The organism is Waterburya agarophytonicola KI4 (assembly GCF_020640915.1).
Classification (GTDB): Bacteria; Cyanobacteriota; Cyanobacteriia; order Cyanobacteriales; family Xenococcaceae; genus Waterburya; species Waterburya agarophytonicola.
This window is the reverse complement of record NZ_JADWDC010000008.1, coordinates 110,862-126,455: the sequence shown is the minus strand read 5'-3', so window position 1 is coordinate 126,455 and position 15,594 is coordinate 110,862. Positions and strand designations below refer to the sequence as shown.

19 protein-coding genes and 1 other RNA gene are annotated in these 15,594 nt (G+C 37.9%); 7 read left to right on the top strand and 13 right to left on the bottom strand.

The features are described 5' to 3' along the window. Window positions 1–210: 210 nt before the first annotated feature. From I4641_RS05285 to I4641_RS05245, 9 genes are all read right to left on the bottom strand, one after another. Window positions 211–1,173, bottom strand: coding sequence for a cytochrome P450 (locus I4641_RS05285; protein ID WP_229639427.1), 963 nt, complete (start codon window positions 1,171–1,173; stop codon window positions 211–213). A 38-nt stretch (window positions 1,174–1,211) separates the two neighbouring features. Next, window positions 1,212–1,649, bottom strand: coding sequence for an ester cyclase (locus I4641_RS05280; protein WP_229639426.1), 438 nt, complete (start codon window positions 1,647–1,649; stop codon window positions 1,212–1,214). Window positions 1,650–1,740: 91 nt separating this feature from the next. Further along, window positions 1,741–1,920, bottom strand: a complete 180-nt coding sequence (locus I4641_RS24105) for a helix-turn-helix transcriptional regulator (protein WP_369426727.1) — start codon at window positions 1,918–1,920, stop codon at window positions 1,741–1,743. Window positions 1,921–1,962: 42 nt separating this feature from the next. Next, window positions 1,963–2,364: a hypothetical protein gene (locus I4641_RS05270; RefSeq protein WP_229639424.1), complete on the bottom strand. Its 402-nt coding sequence runs from the start codon at window positions 2,362–2,364 to the stop codon at window positions 1,963–1,965. Between the two features lie 125 nt (window positions 2,365–2,489). Continuing rightward, window positions 2,490–2,654, bottom strand: coding sequence for a hypothetical protein (locus I4641_RS05265; RefSeq protein ID WP_229639423.1), 165 nt, complete (start codon window positions 2,652–2,654; stop codon window positions 2,490–2,492). Window positions 2,655–2,659: 5 nt separating this feature from the next. After that, complete coding sequence (locus I4641_RS05260; protein ID WP_229639422.1) at window positions 2,660–2,950, bottom strand: acylphosphatase; 291 nt, start codon at window positions 2,948–2,950, stop codon at window positions 2,660–2,662. Window positions 2,951–2,969: 19 nt separating this feature from the next. After that, a complete protein-coding gene (locus tag I4641_RS05255) occupies window positions 2,970–3,557 on the bottom strand; it encodes a DUF1003 domain-containing protein (RefSeq protein ID WP_229639421.1) in 588 nt (195 codons plus the stop codon). 134 nt (window positions 3,558–3,691) lie between these two features. Beyond that, window positions 3,692–5,143, bottom strand: coding sequence for a cysteine--tRNA ligase (gene cysS, locus I4641_RS05250; RefSeq protein ID WP_229639420.1), 1,452 nt, complete (start codon window positions 5,141–5,143; stop codon window positions 3,692–3,694). Window positions 5,144–5,245: 102 nt separating this feature from the next. Further along, entirely contained in the window at window positions 5,246–6,025 is a 780-nt protein-coding gene (locus I4641_RS05245; protein WP_229639419.1) for a PD-(D/E)XK nuclease family protein, read from the bottom strand. A 201-nt stretch (window positions 6,026–6,226) separates the two neighbouring features. On the opposite strand from I4641_RS05245, the gene rpsB reads away from it, so the two are divergent. The 3 genes from rpsB to I4641_RS05230 all read left to right on the top strand — a co-directional run bounded on the left by rpsB (window position 6,227) and on the right by I4641_RS05230 (window position 9,052). Next, window positions 6,227–7,036, top strand: coding sequence for a 30S ribosomal protein S2 (gene rpsB, locus I4641_RS05240; RefSeq protein WP_229639418.1), 810 nt, complete (start codon window positions 6,227–6,229; stop codon window positions 7,034–7,036). 133 nt (window positions 7,037–7,169) lie between these two features. Beyond that, window positions 7,170–7,829 (top strand): translation elongation factor Ts, encoded by a 660-nt coding sequence (gene tsf / locus I4641_RS05235; RefSeq protein ID WP_229639417.1) that lies wholly within the window; start codon window positions 7,170–7,172, stop codon window positions 7,827–7,829. Window positions 7,830–8,029: 200 nt separating this feature from the next. Beyond that, complete coding sequence (locus tag I4641_RS05230) at window positions 8,030–9,052, top strand: hypothetical protein (protein ID WP_229639416.1); 1,023 nt, start codon at window positions 8,030–8,032, stop codon at window positions 9,050–9,052. A gap of 24 nt (window positions 9,053–9,076) precedes the next feature. Here the strand turns inward: I4641_RS05230 and hemB are convergent, their stop codons facing one another. Further along, a complete protein-coding gene (gene hemB / locus I4641_RS05225; protein ID WP_229639415.1) occupies window positions 9,077–10,060 on the bottom strand; it encodes a porphobilinogen synthase in 984 nt (327 codons plus the stop codon). A 211-nt stretch (window positions 10,061–10,271) separates the two neighbouring features. Between hemB and ssrA the strand changes: the two genes are divergently transcribed. Beyond that, window positions 10,272–10,663, top strand: a transfer-messenger RNA (tmRNA) gene (gene ssrA / locus I4641_RS05220). Between the two features lie 83 nt (window positions 10,664–10,746). On the opposite strand, the gene I4641_RS05215 is transcribed toward ssrA, so the two are convergent. Further along, window positions 10,747–11,157: a DUF4168 domain-containing protein gene (locus I4641_RS05215; protein ID WP_229639414.1), complete on the bottom strand. Its 411-nt coding sequence runs from the start codon at window positions 11,155–11,157 to the stop codon at window positions 10,747–10,749. A 488-nt stretch (window positions 11,158–11,645) separates the two neighbouring features. On the opposite strand from I4641_RS05215, the gene I4641_RS05210 reads away from it, so the two are divergent. Then, window positions 11,646–12,710 carry an acyltransferase family protein gene (locus tag I4641_RS05210; protein ID WP_229639413.1) on the top strand — a complete coding sequence of 355 codons (1,065 nt, stop codon included), beginning with the start codon at window positions 11,646–11,648 and terminating at the stop codon, window positions 12,708–12,710. A 35-nt stretch (window positions 12,711–12,745) separates the two neighbouring features. On the opposite strand, the gene I4641_RS05205 is transcribed toward I4641_RS05210, so the two are convergent. Beyond that, entirely contained in the window at window positions 12,746–13,315 is a 570-nt protein-coding gene (locus tag I4641_RS05205) for a CesT family type III secretion system chaperone (protein WP_229639412.1), read from the bottom strand. Between the two features lie 119 nt (window positions 13,316–13,434). On the opposite strand from I4641_RS05205, the gene tadA reads away from it, so the two are divergent. After that, window positions 13,435–13,980, top strand: coding sequence for a tRNA adenosine(34) deaminase TadA (tadA, locus tag I4641_RS05200; protein ID WP_229639411.1), 546 nt, complete (start codon window positions 13,435–13,437; stop codon window positions 13,978–13,980). On the opposite strand, the gene I4641_RS05195 is transcribed toward tadA, so the two are convergent. Then, window positions 13,972–14,361 carry a hypothetical protein gene (locus I4641_RS05195; protein WP_229639410.1) on the bottom strand — a complete coding sequence of 130 codons (390 nt, stop codon included), beginning with the start codon at window positions 14,359–14,361 and terminating at the stop codon, window positions 13,972–13,974. The genes tadA and I4641_RS05195 overlap by 9 nt on opposite strands. A 141-nt stretch (window positions 14,362–14,502) precedes the next feature. Between I4641_RS05195 and queA the strand changes: the two genes are divergently transcribed. Continuing rightward, on the top strand, window positions 14,503–15,585 hold the full coding sequence (gene queA / locus I4641_RS05190) for a tRNA preQ1(34) S-adenosylmethionine ribosyltransferase-isomerase QueA (protein ID WP_229639409.1): 1,083 nt from the start codon (window positions 14,503–14,505) through the stop codon (window positions 15,583–15,585). The last annotated feature ends 9 nt before the right edge of the window (window positions 15,586–15,594 follow it).

Here is a 15,594-nt window from a genome sequence, read left to right as displayed (position 1 = left end):
TGATGACTGATTTTATGAAACTCTAAATAATACATTTTGACGTGCGGAAGGTGGGCTTGTATCTTATTTTTACTAGCTTTTACTGCATCTTCTTTACGCAGACTCAAAGCGACTCCTATAACTAACTGGCTATTAAGTAACCGTCACTATCTGGGGTTATCAATGGCAATATCTCATGGCTTTCATGCAATTGCGATCTCCTGTATGTAGCTAACTTGCAGTTTTTTTAGCTTTTATAGTCATTTTAAAAGAGGCTGGTGCGGCCAGAGTCAAACCGCGACGTACTGGTAGCATGGGACGTTTGCTAACAAGTGCCAGATCGAAACGAGATAAGATAGTTGCGGTAACTAATTTCATTTCCAATAATGCCAAAGCAGAACCGATACAGCGACGATTTCCCCCTCCAAAAGGCATATATTCATAATTAGAATAGTTTTTAGTTAAAAATCTTTCGGGCATAAAGCGATCGGCATTAAGATAGATATCTTCTTGATGGTGTAAATTGTAGATGGAAATCATAAACCAAGTATCAGTGTCAAATTGATGATTTCTAATCGACATTGGTTGAGTCAAAACGCGAGCAAAAGTCCCCGCGGCAATGGGATAGATACGCAGAGTTTCCTTAATAGTGGCATCTAAATAGGGTAGATTGGCGATCGCCATATTGTCTAGATTTTCTTCCAAAGAATCTAATTCTTGATGTACTTGGCGATTGACTTCTGGTAAATAATGTATCCAGTAAAATAACCAAGTCAAAGCAGAAGCAGTAGTTTCGTGTCCTGCAAACAACAAAGTAATTAACTCGTCGTGGAGTTCCTCATCGCTCATTCCCTCCCCTGTTTCATCTTTTGCCATCAGCAACAAACTCAAGATATCGCGATACTCAGATTGATTATTAGCGATCGCCTCTCTTCTATCTTCTATTTCCTCATAGATTAAAGTTCTAATTTCTTGTTTAATCAGTAAAAATCTGCCCCAAGGACTATATTTACCCCAGTCTTTTTGTAGCCAAGTAAAAAAGATCAAAAAAGTTACCTGATAAAAATCGCCGTATTTTGCTTTGCGTCGTTCCATAAATTCTAATGGACGCACAATAGAGCCGAACATGCGCAAAGTTCTCAGCAATCCAGAGGTACTTTTAACGGTTGGTAGGTTAGGGATATTAGTAGTCATGATAGCGGTCGCTCTAATTAAATCGTTGAATTTTGATTCTAACGAAATCCCGTAATCAAACCACTACCAAACTTATTCATTAATTCCATTAAGTTGCATTCGTACCACCATTGGACAATTTTGCCATTACTAATTTGCAACAGAGTAAAATCATTAATTCGAGCCGATTTTCCTGTGGGAGGGATACCTAAAAACTCTCCAGTATGAGTTCCTTCCATAGTGCTGCGGTAGACAACTTTATCTCCTTCTGCAACTATGTCTTCTATGGTTTGTTTGATATTGGGAAATCCAATAAATAAACTAGCATTAAATTCTTTATTAGCCTCTAAGCCAATAATTGGTTCTGGACTACTATTAAAGTGATAAACAATGTCAGAGGATAACAATTCATCCCATACTTTTTCCCAATTGGGCATTGTACCCCAACCATCTTCAGCAAAACGTAAAGCGATTTGTTTATTTTGTTCGATAGACATAATTTGTCTCTCCTTTCTTAATTTGCTTACAGGTTAGGAGATGACATATAGGCAAATATTGTAGATTGTGCTTTTTTTATCAGATTCTGACTTAAAGTTGTCTAAAAGCTTTGGGAGTTATGCCAACGTGACGTTTGAAGTGATGAGTAAGATGACTTTGATCGGCAAAACCGACTTGAGTGGCAATTTCAGCGATCGCTATTTTTTGCTGCTTTAATAATTGTTTAGCTCTTTCAATTCGGCAGTAAATTACATACTGATATAAAGATATGCCCCTATTTTGTGTGAAAAGTTTGGTTAGGTGAGAAGTGCTTCAACCAACTACTTCAGCCATATCTGCTAAATTCAGATTTCGAGCTAAGTTTGCCTGAATATATTCATTTAAACGTCTCTCTAGAAAAGCAGGTAGACCATTGTAAGCTTTATTTATATCGGTTTTATTACTGGCATAATGCCCGATTAAATGCAGACACAAAGTATTAAATAAAGAATCGATGTACAACTGATTTTGATTTATGTTGTGCTGCAATTGATTTAGTAAAGCTAAAGCCAACTGTTGCAACAAAGCATCTCTAAATCCAAACTGAGGAATGAGTTCGGTTGTGTCTGATAAGCCCAACTGAGTAACGAATTCGGGTTTGATATCTAGCTGAACAATTTCGGCTTTTTTGTCCCAACTCAGTTTTTGAGTCAAACCCGCAGGATAAAGCACCATATCGCCATAGATGCAGTTTTGCGATCGCTCCCTTGACAGTTCCTATATGCGAAGCGGTATCCTTTAGGACAACGGGGGAACCCCCGCAACGGACTGTCTCGCAATTTTCCCTTGACGATCTGTTCTTAGGTTAAGGGCGTTCCTAAATAAATGCAAATATGATGATTTTCTAGGGTATGTTCGGGAGTTTCGTAAGCTGGATAAAGATAATGTTCCAGAGATAATCCCGACCAATTTGCGCGATCGCTAGAAGCTATTAAAGATGGTGTTAACAAATCTTCTTTTGACATCGATTTTATTGATTAGGACGAAAACGGCGAATTTCAAAGCGATCGAATTCCCCTGCTTGATATTTCATTACTTCAATTTGTAAATCATCAACTTTCGCTGGTGGCGAACCATATTTAGCCCAATCGATCAAAGCATCCACTTTTGCATCTTTTCCTGCTGCCACAATTTGTACCGTACCATCAATCAAATTCTGAACGAACCCGACTATACCAAGTTCTTCTGCTTTAGTCTGGGTATACATTCTAAAGCCAACTCCTTGTACTTTCCCCGATGCGATCACCTGTACTTTTTTCACGATTAAATTTTGAGCAATTTTAATTGTCTGTCGATTCTAGATTATCCTGTAAAATATCTAAAACTACTTGGGGATCTGTGGCTTGCTGCATGATTTGAGCTTCTAGATCTTGTCGATCGCGAATATTGGGCAAATCTTCGCGTAATTCTTCGACTAATTCAATTAGTTTGGCAATTTTCTGTTCTGTAAGCAGATTAATTTGTAGAGTTAAATGCGATCGCTGTTCTGCTAATTTATATTGGCGATTTTGCTGGATTAAAACCCCTGTAGCAATTAATAAGGCGGTAATATCTACTCCCATTTCCTTGGCATCAAAAAGAGGAATGCCCCAAGGTAGAAGTTGCGGTGCGATATGAGTACACAATACCCACATCGCGAACAAAAATAGTTGTAAATAGAGAAATGCTGACTTGCCAAAAAAAGCTGCTATCTTTTCCACAAAGCGATCGTGAAAAGGAAGTTTTTGTTCTTGTTTTGCTTGAAAGCCAATAATTGTTTCAATATTTTTGACCACCTGTTTCGATAGGGGATATTTTTGACCATCAATGTAAATGGATTCTACTGATGAAGAAATCGCAGATAGTGAATGGCGATCGACAGCAACCATAGGACTTAAAGCAAAAATATATTGAAGATTGTTTACTTAAATATAAGCTAGAAAAGGTCAATGTCGATTCTATCCCCAGAAGGAAAATATCAGTTATTTTCGTCTTCTAAATCATTTTTAGTTGATGACACGCCCTAGCCTCGATTCCAAATAGTCACGCCACCTGGTTTGTCAATTAGAGTAATACCTTGTCCCTGTAATTCATCCCTAATGCGATCGCCTTGAGCATAGTCTTTATTTTTTCTGGCATCAAGACGTTGCTGTACTAAAGCATTGATATCAGCATCACTTAAACCATTCGGATGGTTGTTATTTTCTTCAGAATTAGCTTTGAAACCTAGTATAGTGGCAAGATGAATTAAAGTTTGCCATTGTTGCTCTAATTCTTCTTTAGAGGTTTTATTTTCTCCTTCATGGACGATGATATTCCCTTCTTTTTCTAAATTCTTAGCAATTTCAAACAAAATCGCTAAACCACCCGCAAAGTTGAAGTCATCATCCACGGCATCTTTAAATCTGCCAATTAATTCTTTATCATACAAAGAAGCATCGAGAGAGGTTGCAAAGCCTAATTTTTTCCCATACTGATAACCAAATAGTAACCCTTCTTTCAAAGTCTCCCAAGCGTTAGTAGCACCTGCCAAAGCTTGTTGATTGAAGTCTACAGGCTTGCGATATTGAGCTTGCAAAATAAACAATCTCACTGCCATTGGGTCGTATTTATCAAGCAATTCGCGGATAGTAGTGAAGTTGCCTAAAGATTTAGACATCTTCTTACCTTCCACAATAATCATGCCATTGTGTAACCAATAATTAGCCAAAGGTTGACCCGTAACCGCTTCAGATTGCGCGATCTCATTTTCATGATGAGGGAAAGTTAGATCGCCACCACCCACATGAATATCAATAGTTTCTCCCAGTCTTTCCCGCACCATTGCCGAACACTCTATATGCCAGCCAGGACGACCATTTCCCCAGGGAGATTCCCAAGCAGGTTCGCCTTCTTTTGCAGCTTTCCAGAGGGCAAAATCAAAGGGATATTGCTTCTTACTCGCTTCAGGATCTTCTGCTTCCACTCTACCGCTTGCGCCAGCCTGCATATCTTCTAGTTTTCTGCCCGATAGTTTGCCATATTCGGGAAACTTTTGTACAGAATAATAAACATCTCCTTCTGCGGGATAAGCAAAACCTTTTTGTTCTAGTTCGTATACCAAACGCTTAATACCATCTAGAGTATGAGTAGCGCGGGGATAAGCATTCGCTTTACCCACTCCCAATCTTTCCATATCTTCAAAATAAGCTTCAATATATTTTTTTGAAACCACTTCCATTGATGTTCCTTCTTGACTGGCGCGGTTAAGAATCTTATCGTCAATATCCGTGAAATTCTGAATATAGTTGACTTCGTAGCCACTCCACTCAAGGTAACGACGTACCACATCCCAGACTAAACAAGTCCGTGCATGACCTAAATGGCAATAGTCATAAACAGTGATACCACAGCAATACATCCGCACCTTGTTCTCTTCAATGGTTTGAAACGTTGATTTACTACGGGTGAGAGTATTGTATACGGTTAAAGTCATTACTTTGGTAATAGGTGGAATTTGATTACATACTTGCAAGTATTAATTATCAAATATCCCCGAAAAATTATCAATCGCATCGAGCGCAATTTTACATTAAATCTAAATCGAAATTTCTTCTATTTCTGCGATCGCGTCGAGCAATTCTTGAGGATCTTTAGAGCCAGAGGTTTCTTTCGCTAAGGATTTAAAATAAGGACATTTTTGCTCGCAATGAGGTCGATGGGGAAAATCGATGTTAGCTTGTTGATAATTTTGCAACCAGGTTTCCAGTTCAACTAAAAGAGTAGATAGGTCTTGTTCTGTTTGCCGATGCAATGCTTCACTATAGTTGAAAGCCACATTTTTCGGTTTGCCAGATTTGACAAACCAATAGGTCATCTGAATTTGTTCGGGAGTATATTCAGAAGTTTCAGTCAACACATATAAATAAAGGCGAGTTTGCCAATTATTAGCTAATTTACTGCGTTTTTGGGGTTTACGATAGGTTTTCCAGTCAAGAATGATTCCTTGGTCTTTTTGTGCCACCAGTAGATCGTAAATTACCGTCAGCATAAAATTACCATAACCCAGAGTGCGACAATGCTCGGCTTCCCTCCAAACAGCTTGTTGGGGTTCTATAAGTTCTGGAACAGTTTGAATCGACTCTTTGACAGCAGCATCTAATTCTACATCGCTAGCCAACAAAGGTTCGATGGGCAGTTTTAGCTCTCTTTGTTGCATTACCAGGTGGAAACGATTTCCCCACTCCATATTCTCCTGTTGTAGGGGGTCGGGGATTGAGCCAAGACAATCTAAATAAACTTGCTGAAATTTTGGCGGACAAATGCTCAAAAGATTCAAATGAGATTGGGATAGGTTGGTTAGACCTGATTTGAACATGAGGGGAATAGTTAAACTAACACCATAATTTTACTGCGTTTTTTTGATAGGTACAAAAAACTTGAAAAGCAGATGATTAATAGTGTTAAACTATATTGGCTATAAAAACAAAAATTCACACATTCAGGATTTCGGGTGTTTTCCCACCAAGAAAATGTCCCTGAATGGAGGATTAACCCGAAAAAAGGAGTAAAAATCAATATGCCAGTAGTTTCTCTTGCAGAACTTTTAGAATCTGGAGTTCACTTCGGACACCAAACCCGTCGTTGGAATCCCAGAATGTCTCAGTACATTTATACTGCCCGCAACGGCGTTCATATCATTGACCTAGTGCAAACAGCACAGTTAATGGAATCAGCCTACGAATACATGCGGACTTCTTCGGAAAAAGGAAAGAGAGTCTTGTTTGTCGGCACAAAACGTCAAGCAGCAGGAATCATCGCTCAAGAAGCATCCCGTTGTGGAGCATTTTACGTCAACCAAAGATGGTTGGGTGGAATGTTGACTAACTGGGAAACTATTCGTACTAGAGTAGAAAGACTAAAAGAGCTTGAGTATTTAGAAGAAAGTGGCGGACTAGAAAAAAGACCTAAGAAAGAAGGTTCTGTATTACGTCGCGAAATGGCAAAATTGCAAAAATATCTGGGCGGTATTAAATCCATGCGTAAAGTGCCAGATATAGTAGTTATTGTCGACCAAAAACGGGAACATAATGCGATCGCCGAATGCCAAAAACTAGGCATCCCCGTTGTTTCTCTTTTAGATACTAATTGCGATCCTCTCGTTGCAGATGTCGCGATTCCTGCCAATGATGATGCGATTCGCTCGATCAAGCTAATCGTTGGCAAACTAGCTGATGCCATCTATGAAGGTCGTCACGGTCAACCAGATAACCAGGATGACTACGATGAGCTAGAAGAAGGCCTTAGCGCAGAAGAATATCCTTCTGCCGAAGAAGAAGCAGAAGTTCCCGAAGAAGAAGCAGAAGTGGCTGGGGATAGCGAAGAATAGAATATTCAGCTCAAGACTGTATAAGTTGGGGCTAGACTTTGATTGTAGCTAATAGCTCTTAAATGTTTTAGCCTCTGCAAACATAATTTAAAATTATTTTGTTATCACTGAAATTAATTCAAGAAGAAATAACATGGCAGGTATATCGGCAAAAGTAGTTAAAGAACTCCGCGAAAAAACTGGCGCGGGGATGATGGATTGCAAAAAGGCACTGACAGAAAATGATGGCGATATGGAAAAAGCCATAGAATGGCTGCGTCAAAAAGGAACTATTTCTGCTGATAAAAAACAAGGTCGTGTAGCTGCTGAAGGATTGGTTGAAAGCTATATTCACACTGGCGGACGTATCGGTGTTTTGGTAGAAGTTAACTGCGAAACAGATTTTGTAGCTCGTCGCGAAGAGTTTCAAGAGTTAGTTAAAAACATTGCCATGCAGATTGCAGCTTGTCCTAATGTAGAATTCGTTAAAGTAGGCGATATTCCTCAAGACACTGTAGCCAAAGAAAAAGAAATTGAAATGGGTCGAGATGACTTAGATGGTAAACCAGACAACATCAAAGAAAAAATTGTCTCAGGTAGAATTGACAAGCGTTTAAATGAAATTTCTTTGCTACCTCAACCCTACATCAGAGATCAGAGTATTACTGTTGAAGAGTTGGTTAAACAGAGTATTGCTAAATTAGGCGAAAATATCCAGGTTCGTCGTTTTGTACGCTTTGTCATGGGTGAAGGTATCGAAAAAGAAGAATCTAACTTTGCTGACGAAGTAGCTGCTCAAACAGGACAGAAGTAAGACTTCGATCAATCCTAATTCAATTAAAAGTCGTAAGTTGTACGAAGTAAAAGTACATCTACGGCTTTTTTTGTTAACTGGTATTGACTAAATTATTGCTTTTTCCGAAAGATAGAATAAGATTAACTAGCTACGACTGTTAAGAGTTTTTAGCAGATTCTTGAAACAGTTTTCCAGGTTTAAACTCAATACAGTATAGGATGACAAAATCGATTCAGCAGATTAAACAAGAATTAGATGGTATAGAATTGACCGTATCAGAGACAGCGATCGAACTTCGAGACCAATATTGCAATTACCTGGATTTATTGAGTCAGTCTGTCAAACAGCAGCTAATCTTGGCTAGCTATCAGATTTGTACTCAATTTTATCCCCAATCTTTTTTAAATTTATCTCTAAATGATAAACAAAATTTGCAGCAAACTTTGAGACAACTTAGTATTGAAATTAAACCACAATTATTTAGTATTATCGAACAGCAAGAGTTAGAGCCAGAACCCAACGAACTAAACTTAATGGCGGAGTTGATTAAAAATCTGCCCAAAACCAAAATCAAAAGTAAGACTCAAGCAGAAAAAGACGATCGAGCAGAATCAGCAGCAATAGATCTAGAATTAATCAAAGCAGAACTAGCTAATGCTGAAATAGCTAATATTGAATTGATTGAAATAGAGACTTCTGACGATTTAGAAAATGATGAGGAGGAAGAAGTAACTAAATACTCCACACCAATACCCCCTATTAAAAAAATAGAGTTTAATAATCCAGAACATTTACTGTTGTGGTACAAGCAAATTGAAAGAAAAATTAAAAAGAATTTAGATAACACTTCTAAAAAAGTAAATAAATGCTTGCAGGATTCTAAAGTAATTCCCGATCGCGTTCCTTCTAAAATCATTGATATAGCAGTACAAACAGAGGGAAACAAAGGAGCAAAAAACAATAGTAGATTGCCTAATGCTCCCAATATTCTTCATTTAGCGATCGAAACTGACCAAAGCAAAAAGTCTAAGATTCAGAAAAATCTAGCCCAAATCAGTTTGTTGCGTTTGCGACTGGCTGAAATCGAGTTCGGCGATCCTCTGCTTAATGCTCAACGCGGTCAAATTCGGAATTTGATGAGTAAAATAAGCAAATTAAACAGCAAGCACAAAGATACAAAACACCAATTAGCAGTAGCCGAAGCTCAGGCTGCTTGGCGTTCTAGCTGGTACGAAGGTTAAATAAATCAGTCATCACCAACTAAATTACTCATTTAACCAACGTACAGCGTCTTTAGCGTGGTAGGTGAGAATTAGATCTGCACCAGAGCGTTTAAAACTAGTTAGAGTCTCTAGGGTTACTTTTTTCTCATCGATCCAACCATTGAGAGCAGCAGCTTTAACCATTGAATATTCTCCAGAGACATTGTAAGCTGCCACAGGAAGATTAGTCGCCTCTTTAACCCGCCAGATGATATCCATATATGCTAAAGCTGGTTTGACCATCAGCATATCTGCACCTTCGGCTATGTCTAGCTCAATTTCTTTGATTGCTTCTGTACCGTTAGCAGGATCCATCTGGTAGGTACGGCGATCTCCAAAACTAGGGGAAGAGTCAGCAGCATCGCGGAATGGCCCATAATAAGCAGAAGCATATTTAGCTGCATAAGAGAGTATCGGAATATTCTGAAATCCAGCTTCGTCTAAACCTGATCGAATTGCGCTGACAAAGCCATCCATCATTCCTGAAGGAGCAATTATGTCTGCTCCTGCTTTTGCTTGGGAAACTGCCGTTTTTTTGAGCAATTCTAAAGTCGGATCGTTTAGTACTCGGCCCGTTAGGTCTCCTGTTTCTAGATAACCACAATGTCCGTGAGTTGTATATTCACAAAGACAGGTATCGGCAATAACTAATAATTCGGGGACGGCTTCCTTGATAGCAGTGGCTGCTTTTTGAACAATGCCGCAATCATGCCAAGCACCTGTAGCCTCTACATCTTTATCTTCAGGAATACCAAATAAAATTACGGCTGGTATGCCCAAATCGTATACTTCTTTGGCTTCATCAACAATTTTGTCTACTGAAAGCTGATACACTCCAGGCATGGATACCACTTCATTTGCTACAGAAGAGCCAGGAACAGCGAACAAAGGATAGATTAAATCGCTGGCGGTAACTACCGTTTCTTGCACCATACGACGTAATTGAGGTGAGGAGCGCAAACGACGAGGACGATTGATGGGAAACATAATATTTTTTATACTAAACTGGCAATTCTATTCAAGACATGGAATTTTATAGTGTAAAACGAATCTCTATCTCATTTATAGCGATAACTGCACTACTCAATGTTTTGTAATGTTTGAGAGTTATTTTTTCAGCTAAATAAGAAAAAGTTAGCTACAATACAAGTAAGTTGGGCATTCTTAAATGATGAATGTCCCATGTCAAACATAATGGGGGGCCGTAAAGGTTTCGACAGGTTAGTAAAAGCTAACTCGTGATTCAGGTCGAGAGTGAGTATCATCTCGTAAATCAGACTCAAACTTAAATATAGATGCAAACAACATCGTAAAATTTGAGCGTCAGGCAGTAGCTGCCTAATTCTAAAAACAACTTTTTAGGATTGCTCGTCTTTAGTTTGACTCCGTTAATGGCTATAGACAAAACCCCAACGGATGCTTTTATTGGTTTTCTTTGGTAGACCAATAAAAAAAGACTTTATCAAAGAATCCTGCCATCGGGGATAATCGATGACCCCCGCTCTAAGGGTCAAAGGAGCTAAACCTGTGAATGAATGGGCAAGTGAATAGCTGGTCTGGACAGCAGTTCGACTCTGCTCGGCTCCATCTAGTTAATCCAACAGAACAACCCCAAACCAACACTTTCTGGTGCTAAGTCAGGGTTGTTATGTTGGCGATCGCACGATCAAGCTTTAATTCTGCAATTTAAGCAAAGTATTTTGCACCTGTTTGTAGAAATCATCTCGGAGATCGTAATAGCTTTTCAATTCGTTGAAACGATTGATGCTTAGATTATTTTCCCTGACAATTTGCTGAGATTGATTGCAATAACGATTGGCAATTTCACGGACATTTGGATTTAAGTTTTCCAGAGTTTCTTGGCGATCGCAAACTATATTTGGTGGTGGTTCATCGATCAGGCTTTTAATTTCTTGGTAGACCTCTCTTCTTAGTAGCTCCACTTCATAACCTGCTTTAGCGTAGTTTTCTGTCTCTTCTGGAGTGAATTCCTGTGCGTAGGCATTGGTTGCAAAACTAATCGATGGCGACTTTAAAGATATGTCGGGAATAAAGCCACTAATTAATCCTATTCCCGCTAGCATAGTACTACTGAGGAGATGAAAGCATATTTTGTTTAGTTTAGGTGAGACTGAATTAAAATTTAACATATTGATAGCGTTATCGATCTCGGAAAGATTACTAATTATTTTGAAGTCATTTATAAGATATAAGTTCCTATTTTTTAGATTTTTAGCTCAAAATTTAATTAAATTATATTTTAGTTACTCAATCTGAGTCATTTGAACTGAGAGAGAATAGTAAGCTTTTACCAAAGATTGTTATTGTTGTTATTAAGTTTTCTTGAAATATTTATGACTTTTTTTTATTGCAAAGCCTGGGCAAATATATGGACTAGGTAAATTGATTGTTGTATTGTAATATTAAATCCAGAAAATAATTATATGTAAAATAAATGTCAAAAAGGCTAGTTTTCAGGCATTAAAATATTTAAAGTTTTGATAAACATCAACTTATTAAAGTAATTTTTAATAAAAACATCATTTTTACCTTTTTCTCTTTAATTTATTGAATGATTACTCAATCTCCACCAAAGAAAAAAAAATTTATTAATTCCATTAATTATTTTCGAGGACTAGCAATTATAATAATTGTTTTAGGTCACTCCTACGATCTGGCTCATTGGAATATATCTAGCAATGTTGGCAATTTTATTCAGGCTTTGAGCCTAAACGGTACTGTATATTTTGTCTTTATTTCTGGCTTTCTGTACTATCACATTTTTTATCATAGATTTAACTACAAAAAATTTATGTTAAAGAAAGCACAGTATGTTTTATTACCTTATATACTTTTTTCTTTTATTCCGATTTTACTCACTGTTTTTTTTGATGGCGGAGGAGCAGCACTACCTGATAATTTAAGACAGCAACCTTTTCTTGCGGTAATTTGGTATCTTGCTACAGGTAAAATAATACATGCTTATTGGTATATACCAATGGCGATACTATTGTTTGCAGTCTCTCCCTTGGTGAATTTTATTATTAAATCTGATAGGGTATTAACAGCCTTTTGGCTTCTATTACCTGTATCATTAATCATTCACAGACCAATTGATAATTTGAATGCAGTTCACTCCTTGATCTACTTTTTTCCTGTATATCTTTTGGGTGTTTGGAGTTCGATTAATAATAAAAAAATCTATGCCTATCTTAAAGACAATAACAAGAAAATTATAATTGCTTTTCTCGCGATCGCTTTAGGGTTAATTCAAATTTTGGTTTTCAAACAAACAGGAAACTTTCACAAAGATTTTTGGGCAATAACCATACCTGATGTTAATTTGCTGCAAAAGATCCTATTGTGTTTTCTATTTATGTCAATCTTAGATATATACGAAGACACTAACTTTAATATAGTTAATAAAGTGGCAGAAACTAGTTTTGCGATTTACTTTATTCATCCGTTTTTAATCAATGCTTTATATAGCATTTCTCTAAAACTGAATATTGATTATCAAGGTAATTTTTTCACTCTAATTATAACTACTTTTTTAGTAACTCTAACCTCTATGGCGATCGCTTTAGGTATCAAAGCCGTACTTAAGAAAAATAGTCGCTATTTAATTGGATGGTAGGGGTCGAGGAGTAAGGAATAAAGTAATATATCAAGTCAAACTTCTACTTCAGACCATAAACGGTCTAACTGCATCTTCCAGGCTGCTAGAAACTGTTTTCTTTGAGCGGGATCTCCATCGAGTCCGCCCATAACTCCTTCCTGATAAAAGCGATCGATAGTTTGATAGGTAGCTTCTAAACTTTGTCCTTGAGCTTTGGCAGCTTTGACAATTTGAATAATTTGCTTTTCAATTAATTTGTTAAAAGATGAAGATAAACCTTTTTCCGCTAGGGATGACAAAGATGCGATCGCACTTTCCAAGTCTTCGGCAACTAAGGTTTCTAAGCGATGATGATATACTCCCCACAAAACATTTTGATTGATGGCGTAACGCGCTTCTCCCGTAGCCTCAAAATTATCTTCTAAGATCTGGGGTAATAAAGACTGAGCCTCGCTAGCTGTTGCAATAGGAGTTAATAATCTGAGCCAAGTGCGATCTTGAGAAAGAAGCAACAATAAATGAATCTCTGAATTTTTGATTTGCCAAGCTTCTTCTACATCATGTTTGATATCTTCGGTTTCAAACAGTTTTTCTAGAATAGACGAAATTTCTGTTATTTTCATTACTCGAACCTATAAATAAATGTTATCTTCCTCGGCTTAACATTTAGTTTAATAGTTTTCAATAACCGAAATATCTGTAATTTTATATATTTCTTTTTGTTTTTATTTCTTTTCTCGCGATGAATCAAAAACTTAAATCCCAATATCAAATTGTTAAACAAACTTTCGCCGATTTGAATTATGATTCTTATCTAACTCATACTCGATGGATGGAATACGCGATCGCTTTAGCTAAAACAGCAGGAAATGCAGGAGAAATTCCCGTTGCTGCTATAATTCTCGATTCTCAAGGGAATTTAATCGCAGAAGCTACCAACCACAAAGAAAGGTATCAAGATGCTACTGCCCATGCCGAAATATTAGCAATTCGCACTGCCAGCAAAGTCCAGCAAAACTACTACCTCCAAGACTGCACCTTATATGTAACTCTCGAACCTTGTCCCATGTGTGCGGGGGCAATTATACAGTCGCGGTTAAATTTATTAGTATATGGTGCTGATGAGCCAAAAACTGGAGCAATTCGCACCGTTACTAATCTCCCTGACAGTTGTTGCTCTAATCATCGACTAAAAGTCTTAGCAGGAATCAAATCAGAATCTTGTCGCCAACAACTCCAAACATGGTTTAGTCAAAGAAGAAATACCAAAACCGAAAGATTAAGCTAATGTTTCGGGACAGTAGCCTAGCCCCTTGGTAAACTGTTGACGGAATGCTTCGATATCTTTGATATCGGGTTTTCCATGAGAAACTACTGCAACCTGGTAGCGACGCATTACTTCCACGGGAGATTGTCCAGTTTCTAAACTCCAAAACACCATTTTAAGACGCATTTCTGGCTCGTAGGTAATGCCTAGCTCAGACATAAAAGCTTGAAAATTGCCGTGTAATTTAGGTTCGAGAGCTTGAGGAAAACGAACCTTAACAATCCAACCGTCAATTTGATGGATTACAGTTAAAGAAGCATTTGCAGTATGCTTCATGTTAAGAAGATAATCAATTGTTCTTAGAGTTACGCTGGCATTTGCCAAAAAATAAAGATAGTCCATAAACACCATTTTTCAGGAATCTTATTTATAGTTTGACAATAAATGTGTCAATTGCGCTTGGGGAAAAGCACCCGATCTTTTAAATTTGCTATAGGGGATATTACCCAAATAAGATCGTCCAATATAAACTTATCACCAATAATGAACGAGGATTTTTTACTTTCTAGCTACACTTACCAATTACCTCAAAAGCTGATTGCTCAAGCTCCTGTCACCCCAAGAGATAGCTCCCGTCTACTGATCGTAGATTCACCGATTTCTTGCAGACATGAAGTTTTTCAAGCTTTACCCCATTGGCTGCGGTCGGGAGACTTGTTGGTGCTTAATGATACCCGCGTAATTCCTGCTCGTCTATATGGTCGCAAAACTACTGGCTCTCAAGTAGAAATTTTATTATTAGAAGAAAAACCAAATAACTGCTGGTTGGCTTTGGTCAAACCAGGAAAACGATTTACCCCTGGGTCTAAGATTATCTTCGATGCCCTAGACGATCAAAAAGATCTGGGAGATTTTCAGCTTCAAGGGGTAGTAATTGATCGCGATGCAGCAACAGGAGGGCGATTGTTACAATTCGAGCTACCCGAAGGCACAACTCTGTGGCACTTTTTAGCAAATTACGGGCAATTACCCCTACCACCTTATATTACAGAAAATGATTCCCCAGGAGAACGCTATCAAACAGTATACGCTGAAAAACCTGGAGCGATCGCAGCACCCACCGCAGGATTGCATTTTACCCCTGAATTATTGGCAAAACTAGAGCAGCAAGGAATAGATCGAACCTATATTACTCTTCATGTGGGAGTGGGTACTTTTCGTCCTGTAGAAACAGAAAAAATTCTTAGCCATCAGATGCACCAAGAATGGATTGAAGTCAGCCCAGAAACTGTCGCTAAAATTAATCAAACTAAGGCTAGAGGAGGTCGAGTTTTTGCAGTGGGGACAACTGCTGTAAGAGCTTTAGAAGGTGCAGCCCAACAAGCAGGAAGCGATCTAATACAACCATTTAGGGGTAAAACAAATCTCTTCATTTATCCTGGCTATCAATGGCAAATAGTTGATGGTTTGATTACCAATTTTCATCTACCAGCCTCTAGTTTATTAATGTTAGTTAGTGCTTTAATTGGCAGGAAACGTTTATTAAGTTTATATCAAGAAGCGATCGCCCTCAACTACCGTTTTTATTCTTTTGGCGATGCGATGTTAATCTTGCCTCAAGAATAACAAGTTCGA